The 24570-nt window shown below is 65.7% G+C and carries 20 protein-coding genes; 5 read left to right on the top strand and 15 right to left on the bottom strand.

Going from position 1 to position 24570, the window contains the following annotated elements; all coding sequences use genetic code 11:
- Window positions 1-15: 15 nt before the first annotated feature.
- The 3 genes from HZB49_RS07905 to HZB49_RS07915 form a co-directional block, all read right to left on the bottom strand.
- Window positions 16-1224, bottom strand: a complete 1209-nt coding sequence (locus HZB49_RS07905) for a citrate transporter (RefSeq protein WP_291609948.1) — start codon at window positions 1222-1224, stop codon at window positions 16-18.
- Window positions 1225-1349: 125 nt separating this feature from the next.
- Window positions 1350-2288 (bottom strand): alpha/beta hydrolase, encoded by a 939-nt coding sequence (locus HZB49_RS07910; RefSeq protein WP_291609949.1) that lies wholly within the window; start codon window positions 2286-2288, stop codon window positions 1350-1352.
- 38 nt (window positions 2289-2326) lie between these two features.
- Window positions 2327-3106: an SDR family oxidoreductase gene (locus tag HZB49_RS07915; RefSeq protein ID WP_291609950.1), complete on the bottom strand. Its 780-nt coding sequence runs from the start codon at window positions 3104-3106 to the stop codon at window positions 2327-2329.
- A gap of 258 nt (window positions 3107-3364) precedes the next feature.
- Here HZB49_RS07915 and HZB49_RS07920 point away from each other — a divergent pair, with 258 nt between their 5' ends.
- Window positions 3365-4351: a DUF2155 domain-containing protein gene (locus HZB49_RS07920; RefSeq protein ID WP_365857039.1), complete on the top strand. Its 987-nt coding sequence runs from the start codon at window positions 3365-3367 to the stop codon at window positions 4349-4351.
- Window positions 4352-4387: 36 nt separating this feature from the next.
- On the opposite strand, the gene HZB49_RS07925 is transcribed toward HZB49_RS07920, so the two are convergent.
- Window positions 4388-4966: a hypothetical protein gene (locus tag HZB49_RS07925; protein ID WP_291609951.1), complete on the bottom strand. Its 579-nt coding sequence runs from the start codon at window positions 4964-4966 to the stop codon at window positions 4388-4390.
- 4 nt (window positions 4967-4970) lie between these two features.
- Window positions 4971-5660, bottom strand: coding sequence for a leucyl/phenylalanyl-tRNA--protein transferase (gene aat / locus HZB49_RS07930; RefSeq protein ID WP_291609952.1), 690 nt, complete (start codon window positions 5658-5660; stop codon window positions 4971-4973).
- Between the two features lie 50 nt (window positions 5661-5710).
- Here aat and HZB49_RS07935 point away from each other — a divergent pair, with 50 nt between their 5' ends.
- Complete coding sequence (locus HZB49_RS07935) at window positions 5711-6166, top strand: GNAT family N-acetyltransferase (RefSeq protein WP_291609953.1); 456 nt, start codon at window positions 5711-5713, stop codon at window positions 6164-6166.
- Between the two features lie 92 nt (window positions 6167-6258).
- On the opposite strand, the gene HZB49_RS07940 is transcribed toward HZB49_RS07935, so the two are convergent.
- The 9 genes from HZB49_RS07940 to HZB49_RS07980 form a co-directional block, all read right to left on the bottom strand.
- A complete protein-coding gene (locus HZB49_RS07940) occupies window positions 6259-7350 on the bottom strand; it encodes a response regulator (RefSeq protein WP_291609954.1) in 1092 nt (363 codons plus the stop codon).
- Window positions 7347-7787 carry a response regulator gene (locus HZB49_RS07945; RefSeq protein ID WP_291609955.1) on the bottom strand — a complete coding sequence of 147 codons (441 nt, stop codon included), beginning with the start codon at window positions 7785-7787 and terminating at the stop codon, window positions 7347-7349. Before HZB49_RS07945 ends, HZB49_RS07940 begins: the two co-directional genes overlap by 4 nt.
- The gene (locus HZB49_RS07950) at window positions 7780-9330 is read right to left on the bottom strand and encodes a CHASE3 domain-containing protein (RefSeq protein ID WP_291609956.1); all 1551 of its coding nucleotides are present in this window, start codon (window positions 9328-9330) and stop codon (window positions 7780-7782) included. Before HZB49_RS07950 ends, HZB49_RS07945 begins: the two co-directional genes overlap by 8 nt.
- 90 nt (window positions 9331-9420) lie before the next feature.
- On the bottom strand, window positions 9421-10773 hold the full coding sequence (gene accC / locus HZB49_RS07955; protein ID WP_291609957.1) for an acetyl-CoA carboxylase biotin carboxylase subunit: 1353 nt from the start codon (window positions 10771-10773) through the stop codon (window positions 9421-9423).
- Window positions 10774-10856: 83 nt separating this feature from the next.
- Complete coding sequence (gene accB / locus HZB49_RS07960; RefSeq protein WP_291609958.1) at window positions 10857-11336, bottom strand: acetyl-CoA carboxylase biotin carboxyl carrier protein; 480 nt, start codon at window positions 11334-11336, stop codon at window positions 10857-10859.
- A gap of 50 nt (window positions 11337-11386) precedes the next feature.
- Entirely contained in the window at window positions 11387-11857 is a 471-nt protein-coding gene (gene aroQ / locus HZB49_RS07965; protein ID WP_291609959.1) for a type II 3-dehydroquinate dehydratase, read from the bottom strand.
- A 240-nt stretch (window positions 11858-12097) separates the two neighbouring features.
- A complete protein-coding gene (locus HZB49_RS07970; protein ID WP_291609960.1) occupies window positions 12098-12877 on the bottom strand; it encodes a DUF1236 domain-containing protein in 780 nt (259 codons plus the stop codon).
- 187 nt (window positions 12878-13064) lie between these two features.
- Entirely contained in the window at window positions 13065-13832 is a 768-nt protein-coding gene (locus HZB49_RS07975; protein WP_291609961.1) for a DsbA family protein, read from the bottom strand.
- Window positions 13833-13914: 82 nt separating this feature from the next.
- Window positions 13915-15309 (bottom strand): M48 family metalloprotease, encoded by a 1395-nt coding sequence (locus HZB49_RS07980; protein WP_291609962.1) that lies wholly within the window; start codon window positions 15307-15309, stop codon window positions 13915-13917.
- Between the two features lie 127 nt (window positions 15310-15436).
- Here HZB49_RS07980 and HZB49_RS07985 point away from each other — a divergent pair, with 127 nt between their 5' ends.
- Entirely contained in the window at window positions 15437-16624 is a 1188-nt protein-coding gene (locus HZB49_RS07985; protein WP_291609963.1) for an aminotransferase class I/II-fold pyridoxal phosphate-dependent enzyme, read from the top strand.
- A gap of 198 nt (window positions 16625-16822) precedes the next feature.
- Here the strand turns inward: HZB49_RS07985 and HZB49_RS07990 are convergent, their stop codons facing one another.
- Window positions 16823-19831: a ribonuclease E/G gene (locus HZB49_RS07990; RefSeq protein ID WP_291609964.1), complete on the bottom strand. Its 3009-nt coding sequence runs from the start codon at window positions 19829-19831 to the stop codon at window positions 16823-16825.
- A 690-nt stretch (window positions 19832-20521) separates the two neighbouring features.
- Here HZB49_RS07990 and HZB49_RS07995 point away from each other — a divergent pair.
- Entirely contained in the window at window positions 20522-21835 is a 1314-nt protein-coding gene (locus HZB49_RS07995; RefSeq protein ID WP_291609965.1) for an N-acetylmuramoyl-L-alanine amidase, read from the top strand.
- 187 nt (window positions 21836-22022) lie between these two features.
- Complete coding sequence (locus tag HZB49_RS08000; protein ID WP_291609966.1) at window positions 22023-24515, top strand: penicillin-binding protein 1A; 2493 nt, start codon at window positions 22023-22025, stop codon at window positions 24513-24515.
- The last annotated feature ends 55 nt before the right edge of the window (window positions 24516-24570 follow it).

Here is a 24570-nt window from a genome sequence, read left to right on the forward strand (position 1 = left end):
GGGTTCCCTGTTTCCTCAGCGCGGCGGGTCGGGGTGCCAGCCAAGCACGGCCAGCATCACGAAGAAGCCGGCGACATAGCCAATGACGACGGGCCAGCCGTGGCGGACCCAGCTGCCGACCGATTTGGCTTCGGGGTACATGTTCGCGAGGGCGACGCCGGCGGACGAGCCGAACCAGATCATCGAGCCGCCGAACCCGACGGCATAGGCGAGGTAGCCCCAGTCGTAGCCGCCTTGCTTCAGCGCCAGCGCGGTCAGCGGGATATTGTCGAACACGGCGGAGACGAAGCCGAGGCCGAGGGCGGTTTGCCAGGAGGCTGCGGGCAGCTTTTCCACCGGCATCATCGAGGCAGCCGTCACCAGCGCGAGCAGGAAGACCGTGCCCTTGAAGGTCTCCGGCATGATCTTCCAGTCCGGCCGGCGCATGCCGGCGGTCGCGAGGATGACCACCCAGACGGCGAGACCGAGCACGGGGAGCTTGTCGAGCAGGAACGGGAATTTCAGATTGGCCGTGATGTTCGCCGCGAGCGCGGCGATCAGCATGGCCGCGACGATCAGCACGCGCGTCCAGTCGATCCGCAGTCCCGAGGGCGGATTCTTCACGATGGGGGAGTATTTCTGCTGCTGCATCGAGGCCGGCACCGCGAAGATCAGCATCGCCACGACGGCAGCGACATAGGCCTCGACCACGCTCAGCGGGCTGACGCCGTCGATCCACATCATGGTCGTCGTGGTGTCGCCGACGACGCTGCCGGAACCGCCGGCATTCGATGCGGCGACGATGGCGGCGAGATAGCCGATATGGACCTTGCCGCGGAATACATGCCGCGCAACCGTGCCGCCGATCAGCGCGGCTGCGATATTGTCGAGGAAGCTCGAGAGCACGAAGACGAGGACGAGAAGCACGAGGCCGCCCTTCCAGTCATCCGGCAGCAGTTGCGGCATCTCGTCCGGGATCCGGCTTTCCTCGAAATGGCGCGAGAGGATGGCAAAGCCCATCAGCAGCAGGAACAGGTTCGCCAGGATGACCCACTCGTGCTCGAGATGCACGAGGAGGCCGCCGAAGCCAGGCCCGGATTTGAAGCCCGTGAAGCCGAGCTTGTAGGCGATGATCGCAACCAGCCCGACGAGTGCGACCGCCAGGGTGTGACGGTGGAAAACGGCGACGCCGAGCAGGGTCAGGCCGAACAGGATGAAGTCGACCGGAATTCCAAAGACAATCAAGGTAACCTCGGCGTGTGCAGTGGCGGGAGAGGCGACTTCAAGCCACTCTCGCAACTAGCCACGGCAGCTTCAACGCGGTCACATGCCGCAATCGGTTCGACCTTGTGCCATCAGCCCTGCCGCCATCAGCCCTGCGCCTTCAGCCAGGCGCTGATCTCGGTGGCGGCGATATTGGCCTGGTTGAGCAGCTTGCCCATGGTGAAGAAGCCGTGGAACTGGCCCGGGAAGAAACGGTAGGTCACGACCACGCCGGCCTGCTTCAGCCGGTCGGCGTATTCGTTGCCCTCGTCGCGCAGCGGATCGGCGCCTGCAACCAGCACATAGGCGGGCGGCAGTCCGGCGAGCGTCGCACGCGCGGGCGAGGCGCGCCAGTCGTTGCGGTCGGCATCGCCCATGTAATGGTCGATGAACCATTTGATCACGGAATGCGTCAGCAGCAGGCTCGTCTCGGGCTCGCTGTGCGAGGGATGGTTCATGGCGAAATCGGTGGCGGGATAGATCAGCAGCTGTCCCGCCAGCGCCGGCCCCGTTTCCCGCGCGGCAAGCGCGGTGACCGCGGCGAGGTTGCCGCCGGCGCTGTCGCCGCCGACGAAAATCCGCGCCGCATCGACGCCCAGCTCCTTTGCGTGTGCGGCGACCCATTTCGTCGCGGCGATGGCGTCTTCGGGCGCGGCCGGAAATCTATGCTCCGGCGCAAGGCGATAATCGACGGAGATAACGATCAGTTCGCCCTCATAAGCGAGCTGGCGGCACGCCACATCGTGGGAGTCGAGATCGCCGATCACAAAGCCGCCGCCGTGGAAGAATACGAGGCAAGGCGCGAGGCCCGACGTGTTGCGCAGCCGCTTCGGCGTGTAGATGCGTGCGGGAATCGAGCCGTGCGGGGCAGGGATCGAGAGCGGCTTTACCGATTCCAGTTCCGGCGGCTCGGGATTGGTGGCAAAGCGCGCGGCGAGATACATCTCGCGGGCCTGCGCCGGCGTCCCGCTCTCGTAGGGCGGGCGGTTCGCCTCCAGGAAGGCGTTATAGACGGCTGCGGCATCGGGATCGAGAACGACGGGCATGAATATCCTGCTGCGTTGAGGTTCTGCGGTTCCTTGTGTCAGGCCGCGGTGCGGCCGCCATCCACGGTGTAATGCGAGCCGGAAACGTAGCTTGCGTCGTCGGAAGCGAGGAAGGCGACGATGGCGGCAACCTCGGAAGCCTGGCCGAGACGGCGCGCCGGAATCCGTTCGACGATCTTGTCCTGCGGCGGCGGCTCGTTACCGCCGGCGCGGCCCTGCAGGATGGTGGACAGCATCCGGCTGTCGATCAGGCCGGGGCAAACGCAATTGACGCGGACGCCGGTGCCGGTGCATTCCCACGCTGCGCTCTTGGTGAGCCCGATCACGGCATGCTTGCTGGCGCTGTAGACGGCGATCTGCGGCGAGCCCATCAGGCCTGCGATCGAGGCGGTGTTGATGATGCTGCCCTTCTTGTTCTTCAGCATGGTCGGCAGCACGTGCTTCATGCCGAGGAACACGCCGACGACGTTGACGTCGAGCACCCTGCGAAAGCTCTCCAGCGGATAGTCGGTGATCGGGCGGACCTCGCCCTCGATGCCGGCATTGTTGAAGAAGATGTCGATGGTGCCGAACTTGTCGAGCGCGGCGTGGACGTATTCGGCGACTTCCTCCTCCCGCGTGACGTCGGCCGTGACCAGCAGCGGATCGGCAGAGGCGGGCAGATCCTTGATCGCGGCCTTCAGCTCGGCCTTCCTGCGGTCCACCGCGACGATGCTGGCGCCGCGCCCGGCGAGCAGCCGCATGGTGGCGCTGCCGATGACGCCGGCCGCGCCGGTAACGACGGCGACCTTGCCGTCCAGTCGGATACGATCAGCCATTCTGGCGTTTCCCCTTGCTGTTCCGGTTGCCCCGGACTTTTCCGCGCGGCGGGACCGCACATTTTCGAGTGGAAAGACTATTCCATGCGAGGCAGGGGCTGGCTAGTGCCGCCGATTTGAAGTCCCTGCAGCGCAAGCGGCGGCACCGGTGCCGGGGAAACCGCCCTTTCCCCGCCGTATTCGGCGTGTTAACCGGAAGCCGCGCGAGCGGCTGATAAAGGTACACTGTCGCCCGATTCGCCCCTTTGAAGCCGCGAGATGTTTCGGACCATTGCCCTGACCGGTTTTGCGGCCCTGATAGCCGCCTCGACAATCGCGGTTGCGCCTCCGGCGCGCGCGCAGATTGGCAATATTTTCTCCGATCCGCCGCTGCGGCCGCCCGGCTCCATTCCGCGCGGACAGCAGCAACAGCAATTGCCCGACGACGACGAGCAGGTGCCGGAATTGCCGCGCGGCCGCCTTTTGCCGAGCCGACCGGCAGCGCCCGGGCAGGGTGTGCCGCCGCCCGGTGCCGTGCAGTCGCAGCCGCTGGCGCCGCCGCCGGGTACCACCGTGGTTCCGCAAGGCCAGCAGCCCGGCATCGCGGTACAGCCGCCGCAGCCGGGCGCGGCACCGCAACCCGGTGTCGCCAATGCGCCGGCCGGCGGACCGAACCCGTTGCCGGGATTGCCGCCGGGCCAGCGCCAGCCCAAGGGCGTGCCGCAGATGCCGGCGAGCATCCAGCCTGGTGACGAGGTGGTAAGCGAGCCGCCCTCGACCAAGGTCACCAACAAGAAGGCGACCTTCTCCGGCCTCGACAAGATCACCGGGCGCATCATCAATTTCGACGAGGATATCGGCGAGACCGTGCAGTTCGGCGCGCTGCGGGTGAAGACCAGTGTGTGCTACACGCGGCCATCCACCGAAGCCGCCAACACCAATGCGTTCGTCGAGGTCGACGAGATCACGCTGCAGGGCGAGGTGAAACGGATTTTCTCCGGCTGGATGTATGCGGCAAGTCCCGGCCTGCACGGTGTCGAGCATTCCGTCTACGACATCTGGCTCACCGACTGTAAGGGGCCGGACCAGACCATCGTCAGCGCGCAGCCGGATCCGCCGAAGCCGCCGCCCCCGGCGCAGCAGAAGCGTCCGCCGCCGCAGAAGCAGGCCGCGCCCCGTCCGCTGCCGCCGCCGGGATATGGGCAACCGCCGCCACCGCCGCCGCCCCAGCAGCAGCCGGGCGGCCTGTTCGGCATCTTCCGCTAGGCAGTCGCCGCGGCCGTTCTCGTCGGGCGGTCCGGTCTAGTCGAACGAATCGCAAGACCCGCGACGGCTGCGCTGGAAACCGTCGGCTTCGAAATTGTAGACTTGGCAAAGCCGGGCATGGCGGACCTTTCCTTCTCCGGTCCTGTAAGTGACGAATATCGTGAACCAGAGCCGGATGTCGGACACCCGCTTGAGCTGGTCCAAATCCCCGTCACTCAGTGTTGGAAACTTCTGGCGGAAACACCACCAGACCGGCCCGGCCGCGACTTCGAACGGACTGGCAGCATCATCCTCCCCGCACGGGCGAAATCCACCTCTCACATGGGGGCCGATTTGTGTGGGGATGGAGCTAGTCCATTCGAACCAGAAATGCGTATTTCCGGCGCGTTCCATCCAGATGGTCGATCCCGAGTAGTTGATGAGCAATACGCGGCCAGTGATGGGTGCGCCCGCCCGCAACGGGGCGTCCAGACTGACCCTCGACAGTTCGATGGCTTTCTGCTTGCGGTCGTCGCGGATGACCTTCCAGACGGCATCGAACGTCGCAATGGCGCTGGCAAGCACGACGCCCCATACGATCAACGCCGCCCACCGCTGCTTGTCCCAGCGCCTCAAGGCTTCAATCCCGCATGTTTCTCGTCGCAACCAGCTCGAGCGCGCGCGCGCCGCTGATCGGCTCGGCCGGAGGCAGCCTCCGGAAATCCGCCGGTTCGCCGGCGATCGCGTGGTCGAGCAGCGTGCGATAGCGGCGGCGGGGGATTTCCACCGCGCCGAAGCTGCGCAAATGCTCCGTGACGTATTGCGTGTCAAGCAGCTCGAAGCCGCCCGCGATCAGCCGTGCCACCAGATGCACCAGCGCGACCTTCGAGGCGTCGCGCGCGCGATGAAACATGCTCTCGCCGAAGAAGGCCCGGCCGAGGCTGACGCCGTAGAGCCCGCCGGCGAGATCGCCGTCCTGCCAGACCTCGACGCTATGGCAATGGCCGAGCTCATGCAGGCCGAAATAGAGATCGCGGATGCGCTTGTTGATCCAGGTGTCGTCGCGGCCCGGCTGCGGTGCCGCGCAGCCGGCCATCACCGCCTTGAACGCGGTGTCGGCCGTCACGGTAAAGACGTCCGAGCGCACCGTGCGGGCAAGGCGCGAGGCGACGCGAAATCCGTCGAGCGGGATCACGCCGCGCATTTCCGGCTCGACCCAGAACAGGGTCGGGTCGTCGGCACTCTCGGCCATCGGGAAAATCCCGCAGGCGTAGGCGCGCAGCAGCACTTCGGGGGTGATTTCGGAGGAGGCGGAGTCGCGTGACGTCATGGTCCGCGCAAGATAGCAGGGCGCTGGCGGCCTGTGCTAGAGTTCCGCACATGCCATTGCTCATCCGCGTCCCCGACGTCGAGGAGCTGCCGGCGCTGTCGGAGCTTTGCATGCGATCGAAGGCGGTGTGGGGCTACGATGCGGCCTTCATGGAGGCATGCCGGGGCGAGCTGTCGCTCCATCCGCGTGACCTCGCATCCTCGCGGATCGCGATTGCCGCGCGCGGCGGCAACGTCCTCGGCGTCGCCCAGGTCAGGATGGCCGGCGACGAGGCCGATCTGGTGAAATTGTTCGTGGAGCCGGCCGCGATGCGCAGCGGCGTGGGCCAGGCGCTGTTCGCCTGGGCGGTGGATGCGGCGCGCGCATCGGGGGCTGCGCGAATGACCATCGAGGCCGATCCGGACGCGGCGCCGTTCTATCGCCGCCTCGGTGCGCGCGACGCCGGCCTCGTGCCCTCGGGCTCGATTGCCGGGCGCATGCTGCCGAAGCTGGTGCTGGCGCTCTAGATTCTTCATTTGACGCGTTTTCTTCACGCGAACCGGTACCCGCCCACATCAAGTGCGGGGCAGCCTTCGCTGGAAAACGCTTTGGCTGCCGATCAGCCCGCCGCCGCGCTTGCAGCCTTGTCGGGGGCCGCAACGGCTCGGCCGAACCGCAGCAGGATGCGAGTTCCCGCATGTGCCGGATCGCGCTCGACGCACGCCTCGAGCTTCGACGCCATGGCGCTGACGATGCGCTGGCCCATGCCGGTGGAGCGCGGATTGCTCCTGGCGGCAAGGCCCACTCCGTCGTCGGCGATCGACAGCGCGAGTTCGTCGCCTTCGGCTTTCAACTCGACATGGATGGGGCCGGGACCGTCGGGATAGGCGTATTTCACGGCATTCATCACCAGCTCGTTGACGATGATGCCGATGGCGACCGCGCGGTCGGGATCGATCTCGACCGGCTCCGCCTTCAGCGTCAGGCGCGACATCCGGTTGCCTTCAGCTGAGCGGCGCAGATCTTCCAGCAGCGAGTCGAGATACTGGTTGAGCAGCACGCTCTTGAGGTCGTGCGAGGTGTAGAGGCGCCGGTGCACCTGCGCGACGGCGGCGACGCGTCCCATCGCATTGGTGAGCGCGGCCTTGACGTCCTGCTGTGTCGTCGAGCTTGCCTGCAGATGCAGCAGCGAGGCGATGATCTGCAGGCTGTTGCCGACGCGGTGATTGACCTCGCGCAGCAGCATCTCGCGCTCGGCAGCGAGCGCCTCGAAACGGTCGCGCGCGGCGTGCACCTCCGCTTCCGCCTCGTCGCGGGCGCGCTGCAGCTCGGCCTGCCGGATCGCGCCATGGGCGGCGACCTGCAGCAGGGGAATGAAGTCGCCGCCGGTATCCTTGACGAGATAGTCGGCAGCGCCGGCCTTCAGCGCGGTGACGGCGATGGCGGAATCCTGCGATGCCGTGACGAACACGACCGGCGGGGCGCCCGCGATCTGCATGATCCGCTCCAGCGTCTCCAGGCCGTCGAGCCCGGGCATGTACTGGTCGAGCGCGATCACGTCGATGTCGCCTTGCGCGAGGCGCTCGAGCCCCTGGCTTCCGCCTGCGGCATGCACGACGGTGAAGCCGTGCCGCGTCAGGCCGCGGTCGACCAGCCGGGCCAGCGCCGGGTCGTCGTCGATATAGAGCAGGGTCGGCGTCGCAGATGTCATGAAACGGCTTCGGGGACCTTGATGACGGAGAAGAACAGGCCGAGCTGGCGGATGGCGTTGGCAAAGCTTTCGTAATTCACGGGCTTGGTGATGTAGACATTGCAGCCCAGTTCGTAGCAGCGCTTGATCTCGTGGGAGTCGTCGGTGGTGGTCAGCACCACGACCGGCGTCGATTTCAGGAACGCGTTTTCCTTGATGCGCCTGAGGATGTCGATGCCGGTCATGTCGGGCAGGTTGAGATCGAGCAGCACCAGCAGCGCCTGTCCCTTGCGCGCGCTGCCGGTTCCATCCTTGCCGAACAGGTAGTCGACGGCCGATGTACCGTCCGTGAACGGCAGGATCTCGTTGTTGACGCCGGATCGCCGGATATTGCGTTCGATCAGGCGAGCGTGGCCCTCGTCGTCCTCGACCATGATGATGCTGACGGGATTAGTCATTACCGGTGTTCCTGACGCTTGCGTTCCAGTTGATCGGCAGCGTGACGGTGAAGGTGCTGCCGCGATCGGGTTCCGAGGCGACCGACATGGTCCCGCCCAGCCGCCGCACCAATGCACGGACATGTGCAAGTCCTATGCCCTGGCCGGGCTTGTCCTGAATTCCGGCGCGGCGGAACAGGTCGAAGATGCGCTGATGATCCCTGGCCTCGATGCCGCGGCCGTTGTCGATGACGTCGATGACCGCAAAGCCGAGCCTGGTGCGGCCGCGGATTTCGATTTCGCCGGGCACGCCGGGCTTGAGATATTTCAGGGCGTTGTCGATCAGGTTGGAAAAGATCTGCTCCAGTGCGAGGCGGTCGCTGACGATGTCGGGCAGGGTGGCGATGCGAATCCTGGCTTCGGCCTCGGCAGCCTGGTGCGCCACCGTCGTGCCGATATTCTCGATCAGTTCGCGCATGTTGATGCGCTCCGGTGAAAATTCGCGGCGGCCTTCGCGGGTGAGGTTGAGGATCGCCGTGATCAGGCGGTCCATCCTGGCGATGGAGGACTTGATGAAGCCCAGCGCTTCGGAAAAGTCCTCGGAGAGCCGCTTGTCCGGACCTTCCAGCTCCGGCTCGGCATTGTCGGTGGCATCTTCCGGCATCGACGGCGCCAGCGCCGCCACGCGCCCGAGACGCGCGATGCGCCTGAAGATGTCGGCACGCAGTTCATCGAGCTCGCTGGTGAAGCCCATGATGTTGACCAGCGGCGAGCGCAGGTCGTGGCTGACGATATAGGCGAAGCGCTGGATTTCGTCGTTGGCCTCGCGCAGATCGGCGGTACGCTCGGCCACGATGGCTTCCAGATTGAGGTTGGTGTCGCGCAATCTTGCCTCGGCCTCGTCGCGGGCGCGCGAGGAGCGCCGCAGCAGAAAGATCGACATGCCGGCCAGCGCGATCACCATGCCCGAGCCCGCGATGGTGACGCTGGAAGCCAACACCTGGCTGCGGTCGGCGGCGAGGGAGCGCGTTGCGAGCAGCCTCTCCTCCTCGCTGCGCATGGCGGCGCCGAGGTCGCGGATGGTCGCGCTGGTGCCGCCGGCGGCTGCCTCGCTCACCAGGGCGGTGGCGGCGGCGAAATCGTTCTGCCGCGCGAGATTAAGCTCGCGCTTGAACTGCTCGAGCCGCGTCGCGATCGCGTCGCGCAGCTTCCTGGCATTGTCGGCCTGAGCGGGGTTGTCGCCGGTCAAGTGCGCGACCTTGTCGGCATAGGGGAGGATCTTGGCGACGGCGGCCTCGTGATCCCCGAGAAATTCCGACCCTCGAGTCAGCAGGAAGCCGCGCGCGGCGCTTTCGGCGCGGCGGATCTCCAGCAGCAGCGCGTTGAGCTGACTCTCTGCCTCGACGGTATGGGTGACCCAGCCGCTGTCGTCGCGGGCCTTGTTGACCAGCAGGACCGAGGCGATGCTGACGGCGACCAGCACCAGAAATCCCGCCGAAAGCAGGATAATCTGGCCAATAGCGCGGCGGCGCGAGGCATCATTGATGGCAGAAGACGCGGGCAAGCGGGATTGTTGGCCCCTTCGGTGAGTCCCGAAGGCACAACGCGCGGCTTCCCGATTGGTTCCATCGGGCCGGGAACTTGTTTGGGGGGATCAGCCGACCTGCGGCTCGCCGGCCAGATAATGTTCCAGCCAGTGGATGTGATAGTCGCCGTCGATGATCGACTTTTCCCGGACTAGAGCGCGGAACAGCGGCAGCGTGGTCTCGATGCCGTCGACCACCATCTCGTCGAGCGCGCGGCGCAGCCGCATCAGGCACTCCTGCCGGGTCTTGCCGTGCACGATCAGCTTGCCGACCAGCGAGTCGTAATAGGGCGGGATCACGTAGCCCTGATAAACAGCGGAATCGATCCGGACGCCCAGGCCTCCCGGTGGGTGGAACTGGTTGATCCGGCCCGGCGAGGGACGGAAGGTCTGCGGGTTCTCCGCATTGATGCGGCATTCGATGGCGTGGCCGATAATCTGGACGTCTTCCTGCTTGGCCGGAAGGTCGCCGCCCGCGGCGATGCGGATCTGCTCCAGCACCAGGTCGATGTCGGTGATGCTCTCCGTGACGGGATGCTCGACCTGGATGCGGGTGTTCATTTCGATGAAATAGAACTCGCCGTCCTCGTAGAGGAATTCGATGGTGCCGACGCCGAGATATTTCATGTCCCGCATCGCCTTGGCGCAGGTCTCGCCGATCTTTGCGCGCGCAGCGGCGGAGAGAACCGGCGAGGGGCCTTCCTCCCAGACCTTCTGGTGGCGGCGCTGCAGCGAGCAGTCGCGCTCGCCGAGATGGATGGCGCCGCCGCGGCCGTCGCCGAGAATCTGGATCTCGATGTGGCGCGGTTTCTGCAGGTATTTTTCCAGATAGACCGAGGCGTCGCCGAAGGCGGATTTTGCCTCGTTGGACGCGGTGGAAAGCGCCATCATCAGATCGTCGGCGGTGTGGGCGACCTTCATGCCGCGGCCGCCGCCGCCGGCTGCGGCCTTCACCAGCACCGGAAAGCCGATGGACTCGGCAACAGCCATGGCTTCGTCGTCGGGGCTGATGGCGCCGTCGGAGCCGGGCACCACGGGAATGCCAAGGCGCTTGGCGGTTTTCTTGGCCTCGATCTTGTCGCCCATCAGGCGGATGTGCTCGGCCTTGGGGCCGATGAATTCCAGATTGTGCTCGGCCAGAATTTCGGCGAAGCGCGCGTTCTCCGACAGGAAGCCGTAGCCGGGATGCACGGCGTCCGCCCCGGTGATCTCGCAAGCGGCAAGCAGCGCGGGGATGTTGAGGTAGCTGTCCTTGGACGGCGGCGGGCCGATGCAGACGCTTTCGTCGGCGAGCCGTACATGCATGGCATCCGCGTCGGCGGTGGAATGCACCGCGACCGTCGAAATGCCGAGTTCCTTGCAGGCCCGGAGCACGCGAAGCGCAATCTCGCCGCGATTGGCTATGAGGATTTTATCGAACATGCGGTCCCAAAGGGCGAGTAGCGAATAGCGAATAGCGATTGGGGAAGGAGCGAACCATTCGCAATTCGCTACTCCCTATTCGCTCACTCAATGATCATGAGCGGCTCGCCGAACTCGACCGGCTGGCCGTCCTCGATGAGAATTTGCGTCACCGTGCCGGCGCGCGGCGATGGGATCTGGTTCATCGTCTTCATCGCCTCGATGATCAGCAGGGTCTGTCCGGCCGAAACGCGGGTGCCGACCTCGACGAACGGTTTTGCGCCGGGCTCCGGCGACCAATAGGCCGTGCCGACCATCGGCGAGGGCACTGCACCCGGATGCTTGGCGAGGTCGGCGATGGCGGCGGGAGTGACGGCGGCCGACGCCGGTGCGGCGGCTGCGGCCGGCATATAGGCCGTCGGTACCGAGGTTGCCACGTTGATGTTGCGCGCGACGCGCACGCGCAGGCCCGCGCGTTCAATCTCGATCTCGGTGAGGCTGGTCTCATCCAGCAGCAACGCGAGCTCGCGGATGAGCGCGCTGTCGTCGTGTTTGGAGGATTTGTCGGCAGGCTGGCGCGCCATGATCTTGATCCGAAACTTTCTGTCTGGTGACGGCGGAGTGCGTCAGGCGTTTAGGGGTTTTTGGATTTGGCGCCGATCTTGGCGGCAAGTCCCGATATTGCGAGCCGGTAGCCTTCGATACCGAAGCCGGTCAGGCTGGCAAAGGCGGCCATGGCGGTGAAGGAATGGTGCCGAAAACTCTCTCGGGCGTGAACGTTGGTGATGTGAACCTCCACCGTCGGGATGTTCACGCCCTTGATCGCGTCGTGCAGCGCAATCGAAGTGTGCGAATAGGCGGCGGCGTTGATGACGATGCCAGCTGCCTTCTTATTGTGTGCTTCGTGGATGATGTCGACCAGCTCGCCCTCGTGGTTGGACTGGCGGCAATCGGCCTTCAGCCCGTATTGCGCGGCGGTCTCGGCGCACAGCCTTTCGACGTCGGCCAGCGTGAAGCTGCCGTACTTCTCCGGCTCACGGATTCCCAGCAGATTGAGGTTGGGACCGTTGAGCACATAGATTGTTTCGGAAGGGGCCTTGGCCATCAAAATCCCGGCAAGGTGGCGGTGGGTGGGCCGCGTTATAGGTAACTACGGGGCCAAGGGGAAGCCTCTAAGGCTGCCGGAAGGCCCATTTGGGGCCTCATCCACTTGCCGAAAAACCCGGCAAAAGCTGTGGAAATCGTTCAATTAACCAATGCCGGAGGATGGTTTCGGCCGGGCCCCGCGGGCAGGCAAAAGGGGCGGGCATTGCGGCCCGCCCCCGATGTCCCTCACGAGTGGTCGTCAGGCATCGATGATGGCCACGATCGCATACGTGTTGGGGTCGATGATGACGATCTCATCCCTGACGAGGATGAACTTGTATCCGCGCCATTGCGGGTAGATCGTCACGACTTCGGCCGGCAGCGTGTGGAACTCGACCGTCCGCGGCACACGGGTGCCGACGGAAATCGAGAAGTTCACATTCGTCACCGGCGCGACGCGCTGCGACTTGATCACCGTCGTGATCTGGGTGCGTTGCTCGGTGCTCAGCTTGGCGCCTGCGCCAGCCTGACCGGTGGTGCTGGTCTGCGATCCGCTCTTGGTTTCAGCGTTGGTGCGGTCGCGGTCCATCGTGCCGCTCTTGTCGTCACGACCCTGGGCGCTTGCCGGCGCGTTCTTGTCGCGGCCCATACGGTCCTCACGGCCCATGCGGTCCTCGCGGCCCTGCGGGGCAGCGCCGCTCTTGTCGGGCGCCTGGCCGACCGTGCTCTTCTCGCGGCCCTCACGGCCCTCGGCCTTCATGTCCTTGGGGGCGTTGCTGCCCTTGAGGTCTTCGGCCTGTCTGGCAGCGCCGGGCGCAGCCTTTTCGGACTGGCTCGACTTCGTGCCGGACGGCGGCGCGGACTCACGGTGCTGCGGCGCCGGCTGCGCGGCACCAGCGCCCGCCGGAGGCGCGCCCTGCTGCACGGTGGAACCGGCGCCACCTTCGCGGCTCATGCCGCCTGGGCCCTGCGCATTCGCAAGACCGGTGCCGGCGATCAGCGCGGCCGCAGCCACCGAAATCAAGAAGCGATTCGTCATAGATCATTCCTCCAGTGAGTTCATTGCCCGGGCCGACAACGAAGCGAGAGAAGGGATGTTCCGGAACATCCGCGGTTTCCGCGGATTTCTTTGGTGAACGTGCGATGAACCGCAATGCCTGGAAAGCGACGCAAAAAAAAGGGCCGGCGCAAAGGCCGGCCTTTCAGGTAATTCTCGCGCCAGGACGTCAGCAGGTCGCCTTGCCGCAGCGGGCGTTGTTGATCTTCTCGCGCAGGCTCTCGACGCCGACCGCGCCGATCACGACCTGCTTGCCGATCACGTAGCTCGGCGTGCCGTTCATGCCGAGCGATTCCGCGAGCTTGAGGTTTTCCTCGAGCGTGGCCTTCACCTCCGGGCTGCCGAGATCCTTCTCCAGCTTCGCGATGTCGAGGCCGGCTTCCTTGGCCGCAGCAAGCGCGCGCGCCTTGTCGGCGGCGCCGCGACCGGTGAGCAGCTTCTGATGGAAGTCGAGATATTTCTTGCCGGTCGGGTCCTGCATGCGCACGGCGACCGCGACTTGCGCGGCCTCGACCGAGCCCTGGCTCAGCACCGGAAATTCCTTCAGCACCACCTTCAGCTTCGGATCGGCCTTCATCAGCTCGAGCATGTCGGCCATGGCGCGCTTGCAGTAACCGCAATTGTAGTCGAAGAACTCGACGAAGGTTACGTCACCGTCCCGGTTGCCGACGGTCACGCCGCGCGGCGAGTTGAAGATGAGCTCTGCGTTCCTGGCGATGGAGGCCTGGTGCTTCTCGGCATCGGCGGCGGCCTGCCGCTTGGAGAGCTCGTTCATCGCCTCCTCGAGCACCTCCGGGTGCGCGATCAAATACTCGCGGACGATCTTCTCGATGTCCTTGCGCTGGACGTCGGAGAAGCTCTGTGCCGGCGCAGCCTGCGGCGCCGCGCAAAGGGCGAGTGCGAGCAGGGCGGGGGCGAGCAGGCGGAACGAGGGCATTTGCTATCCTTTTCCAGAAATTGGCGAGGGGGCGGGGAATCCCCTGTTACTCGATACGTACTAACCCCGGCAAAGTTTACGGCTAGTTGTTTCTTTGTCCCGGCAGCGGCCTGGCGCTCACAATATCGTCAGCCTTGACCCAGCCCGGGGTGCCGATGGCGAAGCGCGTCTTGGCACGCGAGGCGAGTTCGCGGGCGGTCTTGCTGTCGCCGCGCAGATAGGCGGCCTGCGCCGAAGCGAGATCGGCCTGGGCATAGTCTCCCTTGCGGCCGTAGGCCATGGCGAGCTGGGAGAAGCCGAGCGGGGCTTCGGTCTCGCGGGAGGTCGCCGCACGCAGGATGCTGATGGCCTCGTCGGTGTGGGCGTTGCTGTTGGAGGCCACCAGCGCCTGCCCGAGCAGCATCTCGATGAGGGGCGCGCTGTTGGAGAGCTGAACCGCGCGCCGCAGCGGCGCGATCGCCTCCGCCGGCCGGCCGCCCTCGAGCAGCGCCTGGCCGCGCAACTCGTAGAAGTAGGGGTTGTTGGGGTGCTCCTGGATCAGCGCGTCGATCTGGGTGATCGCCGAGCGCAGATCGCCGTGGCGGTAGGTCACGATGGCGCGGGCGTAGCGCGCCGGCAGGCTGCTGTTGGATGACACATAGCGGCGATAGACGGTGTCCGGCCGCTCCATGAAGGCGGAGATCTTGGCGCGCACCATGTCGTGGCGCAGCTGCAGCGCCGCATCGTCCTTCTTGTCCCAGTAGGGGCTGGAACGCGCCAGCTCCTCCAGCGCGGCGACGCGCTCGGCCGGCATCGGGTGCGACTGCAGATAGGGATCGGCGCCGCGCGAGGCGAACAGGCTGTCACTGGTGAAACGCTTGAACGTCTCGTACATGCCGCGAGACGACTGGCTGGTGGCGTTGAGATATTTCACGCCGGCGCGGTCGGCGTTTTCCTCCTGCTGGCGCTGGTAGGAAAGCAGGTTGCGCCGGATCATTTCCTGCGGCGCCTGGATCGCTGCAACACCCGCCTGGCTCATTCCGCTGCTGGGACCGCCGGAGCGGGCGCCCGCGACCAGCGCGCCGGCGCCGAGCAGCATCGCGATGATCATCTGGGTCTGCGCGTTGGCAAGCTGCTCGCGGATCTTTGCGAGATGGCCGCCCGCCAGATGGCCGGTCTCGTGCGCGAGCACGCCGATGATCTGGTTCGGCGTCTCCGACTGCATGATCGCGCCGGTATTGACGAAGATGCGGCGGCCGTCGGCGACGAAGGCGTTGAAGCTCGCCTGGTTGATGATCACCATCTGGATGTTCTGCTTCTCGAGGCCTGCGGCGCGCAGGATCGGACGCGTGTAGTCGCGCAAGAGCTGCTCGGCCTCGGTATCCCGGATCACCGGAAGCCCCTGCGCCGAGGCGGCCGTCGGCGCGAGCGCGATCGCCGCCGCGGTGGCGAACGCGATGATCCTGGCGGACCGGCTACGGGGCGCGATGGGGAGCATGGAACGATCGATATTGATTGGCTGTGGCCTTAAGAGGCGATATGTCCTTAGAAGCCGCCGAATAAGGCTAGTTCGGGGCGCCAAAGCCCCGTTTTCGGCATATGCCGGGGTCAGATAGCAGATATCCATGCTCGATGCGACACTTAGAGATTTGGCCGGACGCCTGCTGAAGGCTTCTGGCCGCAGCGAAGTTCCGCCCTTCATGGTGATGGATGTGATGGCGGCGGCGGCGCGGATCGAGGCCGCAGGCGGCCATGTCATTCATATGGAAGTCGGCCAGCCCGCAGCGCCCGCGCCGAGGACGGCGATTGCGGCGGCGCATGCCGCGCTGGATCAGGCGCGGATCGACTACACCTCCGCGCTCGGCATTCCCTCGCTGCGCGCGCGCATCGCGCGGCATTATCGCGAGACCTATGGCTGCGAGGTCGACGCCGAGCGGATCGTGGTCACCACCGGCTCCTCCGGCGGTTTCATCCTGGCGTTCCTTTCGATGTTCGAGCCCGGCGACCGCGTCGCCGTGACGGTGCCCGGCTATCCGCCATACCGCCACATCCTCACCGCGCTCGGTTGCGAGCCGGTGCTGATCGAGACCACGCATGAAACCCGCCATGCGCTGACGGGCGAGGCGCTGCTTGCCGCCCATCGCAAGACGCCGCTGAAGGGCGTGCTGGTCGCAAGTCCCGCCAATCCGACCGGCACCATGATGTCGCGCGAGGCGTTGACGAGCCTGATGCGCGCCGCCGACGGCGCGGGCATCCGTTTCATTTCGGACGAGATCTATCACGGGCTCGACTACGCCTTTCCCGCGGTGACGGCGGCCGCACTCTCGGCCGACGCGCTCGTGATCAATTCCTTCTCGAAATATTTCTGCATGACCGGCTGGCGGGTCGGCTGGATGGTGGTGCCCGACGTGCTGGTGCGGCCGATCGAGCGGCTGCAGCAGAATCTGTCGATCTCGGTGCCGACGTTGTCGCAGATCGCGGCCGAAGCAGCCTTCGACGGGCGTGAGGAGATGGAGGCGATCAAGCACGGCTACGAGGAGAACCGCCGTATCCTGATCGAGGGCCTGCCGCGCGCCGGGCTGAGCAAGTTCCTGCCGGCGGATGGCGCATTTTACCTCTATGCCGACGTCTCCGATTTTACCGCCGACAGTTTCGAGTTCGCCAAGGCGATGCTGGAAAAGGCCGGGGTCGCCGCCACGCCGGGCGTCGATTTCGATCCGATCCACGGCCGCGCTTTCATCCGCTTCTCCTACGCGCGTTCTGCCGAGGAGATGCGGGAGGCCGTGACGCGGATCGCGCGCTGGCTCGGCTGAATCCCCGCAAAGCCTCGGCTCGATCGCCTTCTCGATCCCAAAAGAAAAACCGCCCGGTTCGGCCGGGCGGTTTTTTGTTGTTCGTGGTTGCGGTGGCTTAAAGCGCGATGAGATTGGGATGAATCGTCATCGCGCTTTAGGTTGTCGTTTGAGCACGATCTTTTCGGAAAACCGCTTCACGCTTTTCCGGATCGTGCTCTAGCCGCCGCCGAAGCGGCGCGACCACCAGCCGGCCTTGCGCGGCTGGTCGCCTGCGGCGGGAGCGTCCTCCGCGGGCGCGCCGGCCGATGCCGCAGGCTCCGCAGCCGCCGGCATCGCAGGCGCGGCCTCGGGTGCGGGGCTCGACATGAAGCTCACCTTCTCGCGCACGGTTGAACGGCGCCGCGCGGCTCTTTCCTCTGCCGCCGTTTCCTCCGGCGCGGGGGCCGGGGCTGCTGCTGCGGTTCGCTGCGGCGGCTCCACCGGTTCGGGCTGGAACCTCTCCACGGGCTCGCTCTGCTGCGCAATCGGCGGCGCCGGCTCTGAACGGCCATCGAAATCGGCAACCGCCTCGGCTGCTTCGAGCGCCGGGGGCGGCGCGAGTTCGTCGGCGATGGAGCCCGCAAGACCTTCCTCGCGTCCACCGCGCCGGCGGCGGCCGCCGCGGCGTCCACGGCGGCGCGGCCTCCGGTCGCCATTCTGACCCTGCTCGGCGCCGGCAAAGGCCGACTGCTCGTCCGATTCCTCTTCCTCGGAGAATCCGTCGTCGGTGATGCCGCCTTCGGTCGGCTCGGTCATCGCCGCCTGCACCACCTCGGTTTCGTCGCGGGGCTGTGCGCCTTCGCGCGCCTCGCCGCGGCCACGCCGCCGTCGCCGGCGCCGGCGCCGCTGTCCGTCGCCTTCGGCTTCGGCCGCTGCGGGCTGTTCGTCGGCGAGCCCCTCGGTCTCTTCGGTCTCGATCTCCGACTCGGTCTCGATATCGAAGCCGTCGTCCTCGTCCTCGACGTCGTCATCCTGCTGCGAGGGGAAGCTTGCCGCCTGCGCTGCGAGCAACGCCTTGGCCGCCTCCAGCGTATGCACCTGCTCGCCGCGGTCGATGACGAAGGATTGCTGGCCGCTGACGGCGGGATCGGCAACGACCGAAAGCGAAACCTTGAAACTGCTTTCGAGATCGCGCAGATGTCCGCGCTTGTGGTTGAGGACGTAGAGGGCGACGTCGGTGCGGGTACGCACATTGAGATTGTGGGTCGCGCCCTTCATCAAGATCTCTTCGATGCCGCGCAGCAGCTGCAGGGCCACCGAGGAGACCGAACGAACATGGCCGGTGCCGCCGCACTGCGCGCAGGGCTCGGTCGAGGATTCCAGCACGCTGGCACGGATGCGCTGGCGCGACATTTCCAAGAGGCCGAAATGCGAGATGCGGCCGACCTGGATGCGCGCGCGATCCTGACGCAGGCAATCGGACAGCTTCCGCTCCACCGAGCGGTTGTTGCGCTTCTCGTCCATGTCGATGAAATCGATGACGATCAGGCCGGCAAGGTCGCGCAGCCGGAGTTGCCGCGCCACTTCCTCGGCGGCCTCCAGATTGGTCTTCAGCGCGGTATCCTCGATGTGATGCTCGCGCGTCGAGCGACCGGAGTTGACGTCGATCGAGACCAGCGCCTCGGTCTGGTTGATGACGATGTAGCCGCCGGAGCGCAACTGCACGGTCGGCGAGAACATCGCGTCGAGCTGGCTTTCGACGCCCATCCGCGAGAACAGCGGCTGGCCGTCGCGATACTGCTTCACGGACTTCACGTTGGACGGCATCAGCATCTTCATGAAGTCGCGCGCTTCGCGGTAGCCGCTTTCGCCGGCTACCATGATGTCGTCGATCTCCTTGTTGTAGAGGTCGCGCAGCGAGCGCTTGATCAGCGAGCCTTCCTCGTAGACGAGGGTGGGGGCCTGCGACTTCAGCGTCATGTCGCGCACGGTTTCCCACATGCGGATCAGATATTCGAAGTCGCGCTTGATCTCGGGCTTGGTGCGGGAGGCGCCTGCTGTGCGCAGGATGATCCCCATGCCCTCGGGCACGTCGAGATCCTGCACCACTTCCTTCAGCCGCGAACGGTCCTGTGCGGAGGTGATCTTGCGGCTGATGCCGCCGCCGCGGGCGGTGTTGGGCATCAGCACGGCATAGCGGCCGGCGAGCGAGAGGTAGGTCGTCAGCGCCGCGCCCTTGTTGCCGCGCTCTTCCTTGACCACCTGCACCAGCATCACCTGGCGGCGCTTGATGACTTCCTGGATCTTGTACTGGCGGCGCGGGCGGAACGGCCGCTCCGGAACTTCTTCCAACACGTCGTCGCCGCCGACGGATTCGACCAGTTCCTCCTCGGCGTCCTCGCCGTCGTCCTCGTCGTCCTCGCCGGGTTCTTCACCGGGTGCTGCCGGAACGAACTCGCCGTGATGCACTTCGGCGGCTTCGTCATAGGCGTGCACGCCGTCGCCGGCATGCGCAACGTTTTCCTGCGCCTGTTCTTCGGCAGCGCGTTCCGGCTCGTGAGCGATCTCGACGCCCGGCTCCGGCGCGGCGGCTGCGGCGGATTCCTCCACGGCTGCGACGACCGGATCGGGCTGCGCCGGCGCGGGCGCCTCGTCCGACGCGGGCGCGGGCTCGTCATGGGCATGTTCGTGACCGCGATGGTCGTTGCCGTCATGATCATGATGGTGCTCATGGTCATGTTGCTCGCCGTGAGCTTCGCGGGCATGCGCGTCGTATTCGGGCTGCTCGCCATACGGCACATAGCCCTCGAATGGCTGTGCTTCCGCAGGCGCATTGGGGCCGGCGCCCTCGACGATCTCGCTGCGGACGCGGTCGCCATTGCCGCGGCGGCGCGCATTGCGGTGGCGCGAGCGGCGGCGGTGCGAACGGTTTTCGTTCTCCTCCTCGGCCTCGCGATGGGCGCGCTCGTCGGCCTCGATCAGCGCCTGACGGTCGGCGACCGGGATCTGGTAGTAGTCGGGATGGATTTCGCTGAAGGCGAGGAAGCCGTGCCGGTTGCCGCCATATTCGATGAAGGCGGCCTGCAGCGAAGGCTCTACTCGGGTGACCTTGGCGAGATAGATGTTGCCGCGCAGTTGTTTGCGCTGGGCGGTCTCGAAATCAAACTCTTCGACTCGATTGCCGCGAACCACGACGACCCGGGTCTCCTCCGGGTGGGTGGCATCGATCAACATTTTGTTGGGCATCTTGGAACTCATGACGGCGGCGGGCGCGTTTCATGGCGTGCGCAAGCTGCGCTGGCCTTGGACGCGACGGTCCACCTGATTCGGGGGTGAGGGGAAGGCCAAATCGCAACCCGGGGCGCCGCGCCGAACGGGATCGCACGAAAGCGGGGCGCCGCGGCGCGTTCGCTTCGTGGATCGGGGTCGGCAACACAGTCTGGCGCATCAAGCGTCGGCCCGTCTAAAAATAGGGGCGGCGAGGGTGCCGCCTGGTAGCTTGCTTTCGGTCCGGCGCGGCGCAAGCGCCTTGCCGGCGAATCGTACATCGCACCCCGAGGGGCAGGATGTTCGGCTGTGCCGTATCAAAAACCGTCCCTGGAGCAGAAAAGTGGCCTTGGGACGGGCCGCCGCTCGGGCTCGAAACCGCCGCTCCTTGACAGCCGCGCGCGGCGCTGGCTCTGGAGGGATCGGAAAACGCTGGAAATCTCCGGATCTGGAGCTTCCGGCGCGGCACCGGGAGGCTGAACGCGACACAACCGGGAAATAGCCGTCAGCAGCGTTTACATACGTGGATTGGGCGTAAGGTGCAAGGGAGCGTGGAACGAGCGTCGCTGGCGCGCAACACTCCCCGCTTTTGTCAGCGGGAACTTTAAGGTCCGATTAACCCTGTGGTTTTATTGCGGTAAAGGAGTCTCCTCCGGAGGCAGTGAATCGTTGGCGAGCCGCGCAAATCACCATGTTTTGCTGGGTTCCGCGCTGTTGTGCGCCGCAGCATTGGTGTGCCTGCAACCGGTCGCGGTCCGGGCCGCCGAAGGCCCGGCACCCATGCCAGCGGCGGTCTCGAACTTCCCGATCGCCTCGGATGCGCGGCTGGCGGGTGATGCCAGGCAAACCCGTTTCGTCCTCGATCTGGACAAGCCGATCCAGCACCGCGCCTTCGTGCTCGCCGATCCCTATCGGGTGGTGATCGACGTTCCCCAGGTCAGCTTCCAGCTTCCGGCCGGTGTCGGCACCGCGGGGCGGGGACTGATCAAGGCGTTCCGCTACGGGCTCGTCATGCCCGGCGGTTCGCGGATTGTGTTCGACCTCACCGGCCCGGCAAAGATCGCCAATTCCTATGTGCTCGAGGCCGCCAACGGCCAGCCGCCGCGGCTGGTGCTTGAGCTTGTGGAAGTCGACCGCGCGGCATTCCTGCAGTCGCTCGCCCAGGAACCCCGCCCCGAATTGCGGCCCGCCATTGCCGACGCCAATGCGGCTGTGACGCCGGCCAAGCCGGCAGGGCCTCCCGACAATCGTGCTGTGATCGTGATCGATCCCGGCCATGGCGGCCCGGACAACGGCACGCAGGCCGGCGGCAGCGAGTTCATGGAGAAGAATCTCGTCCTGACCTTTGGGCTCGCGCTGCGCGATCGCATCGAGAAGTCAGGCAAGTACCGGGTGGTAATGACCCGCAGCGACGACACGTTCATCCCGCTCGACGAGCGCGTCCGTATCGCGCGCAGCCATTCGGCGGCACTGCTGGTGTCGATCCATGCGGATGCGCTGCCGCGCGGCGAGGGCGATGCGCAGGGCGCGACCATCTACACCTTGTCCGAAAAGGCCTCCGACGCGAAGGCGGAGCGGCTGGCGGAAGCGGAAAACCGCTCGGACGCGATCGGCGGGGTGACGATGAGCGAAGAGCCTGTCGTCGCCGACATCCTGATCGACCTGGCGCAGCGGGAAACCCGAACCTTTTCCAATCGTTTCGCGCGAATTTTGATGGGCGAGATGAAGACCACGGTCAGGATGCATCAGCATCCCCTGAAATCGGCCGGCTTCCGGGTGTTGAAGGCGCCCGACGTGCCGTCGGTGCTGGTCGAACTCGGCTATGTCTCCAACAAGGGAGACCGCGAGCATCTGGTGTCGGAAAGCTGGCGCAACCGCACCGTCGGGGCAATGTCGCAGGCGATCGATGCGTTCCTGGCTAAACGTTTGGTAAGCGCGGGTCCAACTGAAGGGGCGGCGGTGCGGCTGCCGGTTAAGCCCTAGTTTGGCCACAGCCGCGGCCAATAAAAAACCGCTGAGAGGCTTGCGGAATCGGTCAAATTTCCCCGCCGGACCATGTATTGTCAGTCCGCGAACAGGCCCAGTTGGCGCGCGGGTTCACGAATTGAAGGAAACGCCGGGAAAAGCGGCGCTCAAGGGTTAGACCAGAGGTTAGGACGGAATATCGATAATGCGATTGCTCGTGCGATTTCTGGGTTTCCTGTTCGCTGCCGGAACTGTCGTGTTCCTTGTTGGCGTTGCCGCCACCGCCGGCCTGATCTGGCATTTCTCCAAGGACTTGCCCGACTATTCGCAACTTCAGGATTACGAGCCGCCGGTGATGACGCGCATCCACGCGTCCGACGGTTCGCTGCTCGGCGAATATTCCAAGGAACGCCGGCTGTATCTGCCGATCCAGGCGGTTCCCAAGATGGTCATCAACGCGTTCCTCGCCGCCGAGGACAAGAATTTCTACGAGCATGGCGGCCTGGACTTCGCGGGCCTGGCGCGCGCGGCGATCCTCTACGCGCAGAACTTCGGCTCCAACCGCCGCCCGCAAGGCGCCTCGACGATTACCCAGCAGGTCGCCAAGAACTTCCTGCTCACCAACGAGGTGTCGTTCGCCCGCAAGATCAAGGAAGCGCTGCTGGCGATGCGCATCGAGCGGACCTATTCCAAGGACCGCATCCTCGAACTGTACCTCAACGAAATCTATCTCGGCCTCGGCGCCTACGGCATCGCAGCCGCCTCGCTGGTCTACTTCGACAAGTCGGTGAACGAGCTCACCGTTGCGGAAGCCTCGTATCTCGCGGCGCTGCCGAAGGCGCCCGCGGCGCTGCATCCGGTGCGCAACCGCGACCGCGCCATCGAGCGGCGCAATTACGTCGTCGATCGCCTGGTCGAAAACGGCTGGATCAAGCAGGCCGACGCCGACAAGGCACGCAAGGAAGGCCTCAACGTCACCTCCCGCTCCAATGCAGCGCATGTCTTCGCCGGTGAATATTTCGCCGAGGAAGTCCGCCGCGACATCTTCGAGCGTTATGGCGAGAAGAAGCTCTATGAAGGCGGCCTCTCGGTCCGCACCACGCTCGATCCCAAGCTGCAGGTGATGGCGCGCAAGACCATGGTCGCCGGCCTCGTCAATTTCGACGAGGCGACCGGCTATCGCGGCGCGGTGCAGAAGCTCGACATCTCCGGCGATTGGGGCGTGAAGCTCGCCGACGTCAAATCATTGTCCGACATCTCGCCCTGGCGGATGGCGGTGGTGCTGGAGACCAGCGATCAGTCGGCACGGGTCGGCTTCCAGCCGGGCCGCGAGCTCGGCGGCGCCGTGAGCAAGGTCCGGCAGACCGGTATCGTCACGCTCGAGGGCGTGAAATGGGCCAAGCCCGCATCGGGACCGAACCGCTTCAAGGCGCCCACCAATGTCGCTTCCGTGCTGCAGCCCGGCGACGTGATCTATCTCGATCCGCTGTTCGGCAAGGACGGCAAGGAGATCGAGGGGCAATACCGGCTGCGGCAGCTGCCGGAAGTCTCCGGCGCCATGGTGGTGATGGATCCCTTGACCGGCCGCGTGCTCGCGATGGTCGGCGGCTTCTCCTTCGACCAGAGCCAGTTCAACCGCGCCACGCAGGCCTACCGGCAGCCGGGCTCTTCCTTCAAGCCGCTGGTCTATTCCACTGCGCTGGACAACGGCTATACGCCGTCCACCGTCGTGGTCGACGCCCCCATCGAAATCGACCAGGGGCAGGGCGCCGGCGTGTGGCGTCCGGAAAACTATTCGACCGGCAAGTATTACGGTCCGGTGACGCTGCGCGTGGCGCTGCAGCGTTCGCTCAACACCGTGACGGTGCGGCTCGCGCAGGACATCGGCATGCCGTTGATCGGTGAATATTCAAAGCGCTTCGGCGTCTATGACGAGCTGCCCAACTACCTTTCCTATGCGCTCGGTGCCGGCGAAACCACGGTCATGCGCATGGTCACGGCCTATTCGATGTTTGCCAATGGCGGCCGGCGCGTGAAGTCGACATTGATCGACCGCATCCAGGACCGCTATGGTCACACTATCTTCAAGCACGACCAGCGCGAATGCCGCGGCTGCGATGCGCCGGGCGGCTGGAAGAACCAGCAGGAGCCGGCGCTGGTCGACCGCCGCGAGCAGGTGCTGGACGCGATGACCGCCTACCAGATCACCTCCATGATGGAAGGTGTGGTGCAGGCCGGTACCGCCACCATCCTCAAGGAAGTCGGCAAGCCGATCGCTGGCAAGACTGGCACCACCAACGACGAGAAGGACGCCTGGTTCATCGGTTTCTCGCCGGACATCGCGGTGGGCGTCTATGTCGGCTACGACAAGCCGCGGCACCTCGGCAAGGGCGCCACCGGCGGCCATCTGGCCGCTCCCATCGTGAAGGACTTCCTCAAGCTCGCGCTCGCCGACAAGCAGCCGATTCCGTTCAAGGTTCCCGCCGGCATCAAGCTGGTCCGCGTCGACGCCAAGAGCGGCATGCGTGCCGGCTCCTATGAAGGCCGCGGCACCCTGCTGGAGGCCTTCAAGCCGGGCACCGCGCCGCCGGATAATTACAGTGTGATCGGCGTGGCCGATGCCGACGCCAACCGGCCGCTGATGGCGCCGCCGGATGCCGGCAGCATCATGCGTCCGGGCACCGGCGGATTGTGGTAGCCGGTTGCATCGGGCGGCTTGCCCCGCTACATCCCGCCTGCATTGCTGGAAACGG

This window comes from Bradyrhizobium sp. (assembly GCF_016219575.1).
Lineage (GTDB): Bacteria > Pseudomonadota > Alphaproteobacteria > Rhizobiales > Xanthobacteraceae > Bradyrhizobium.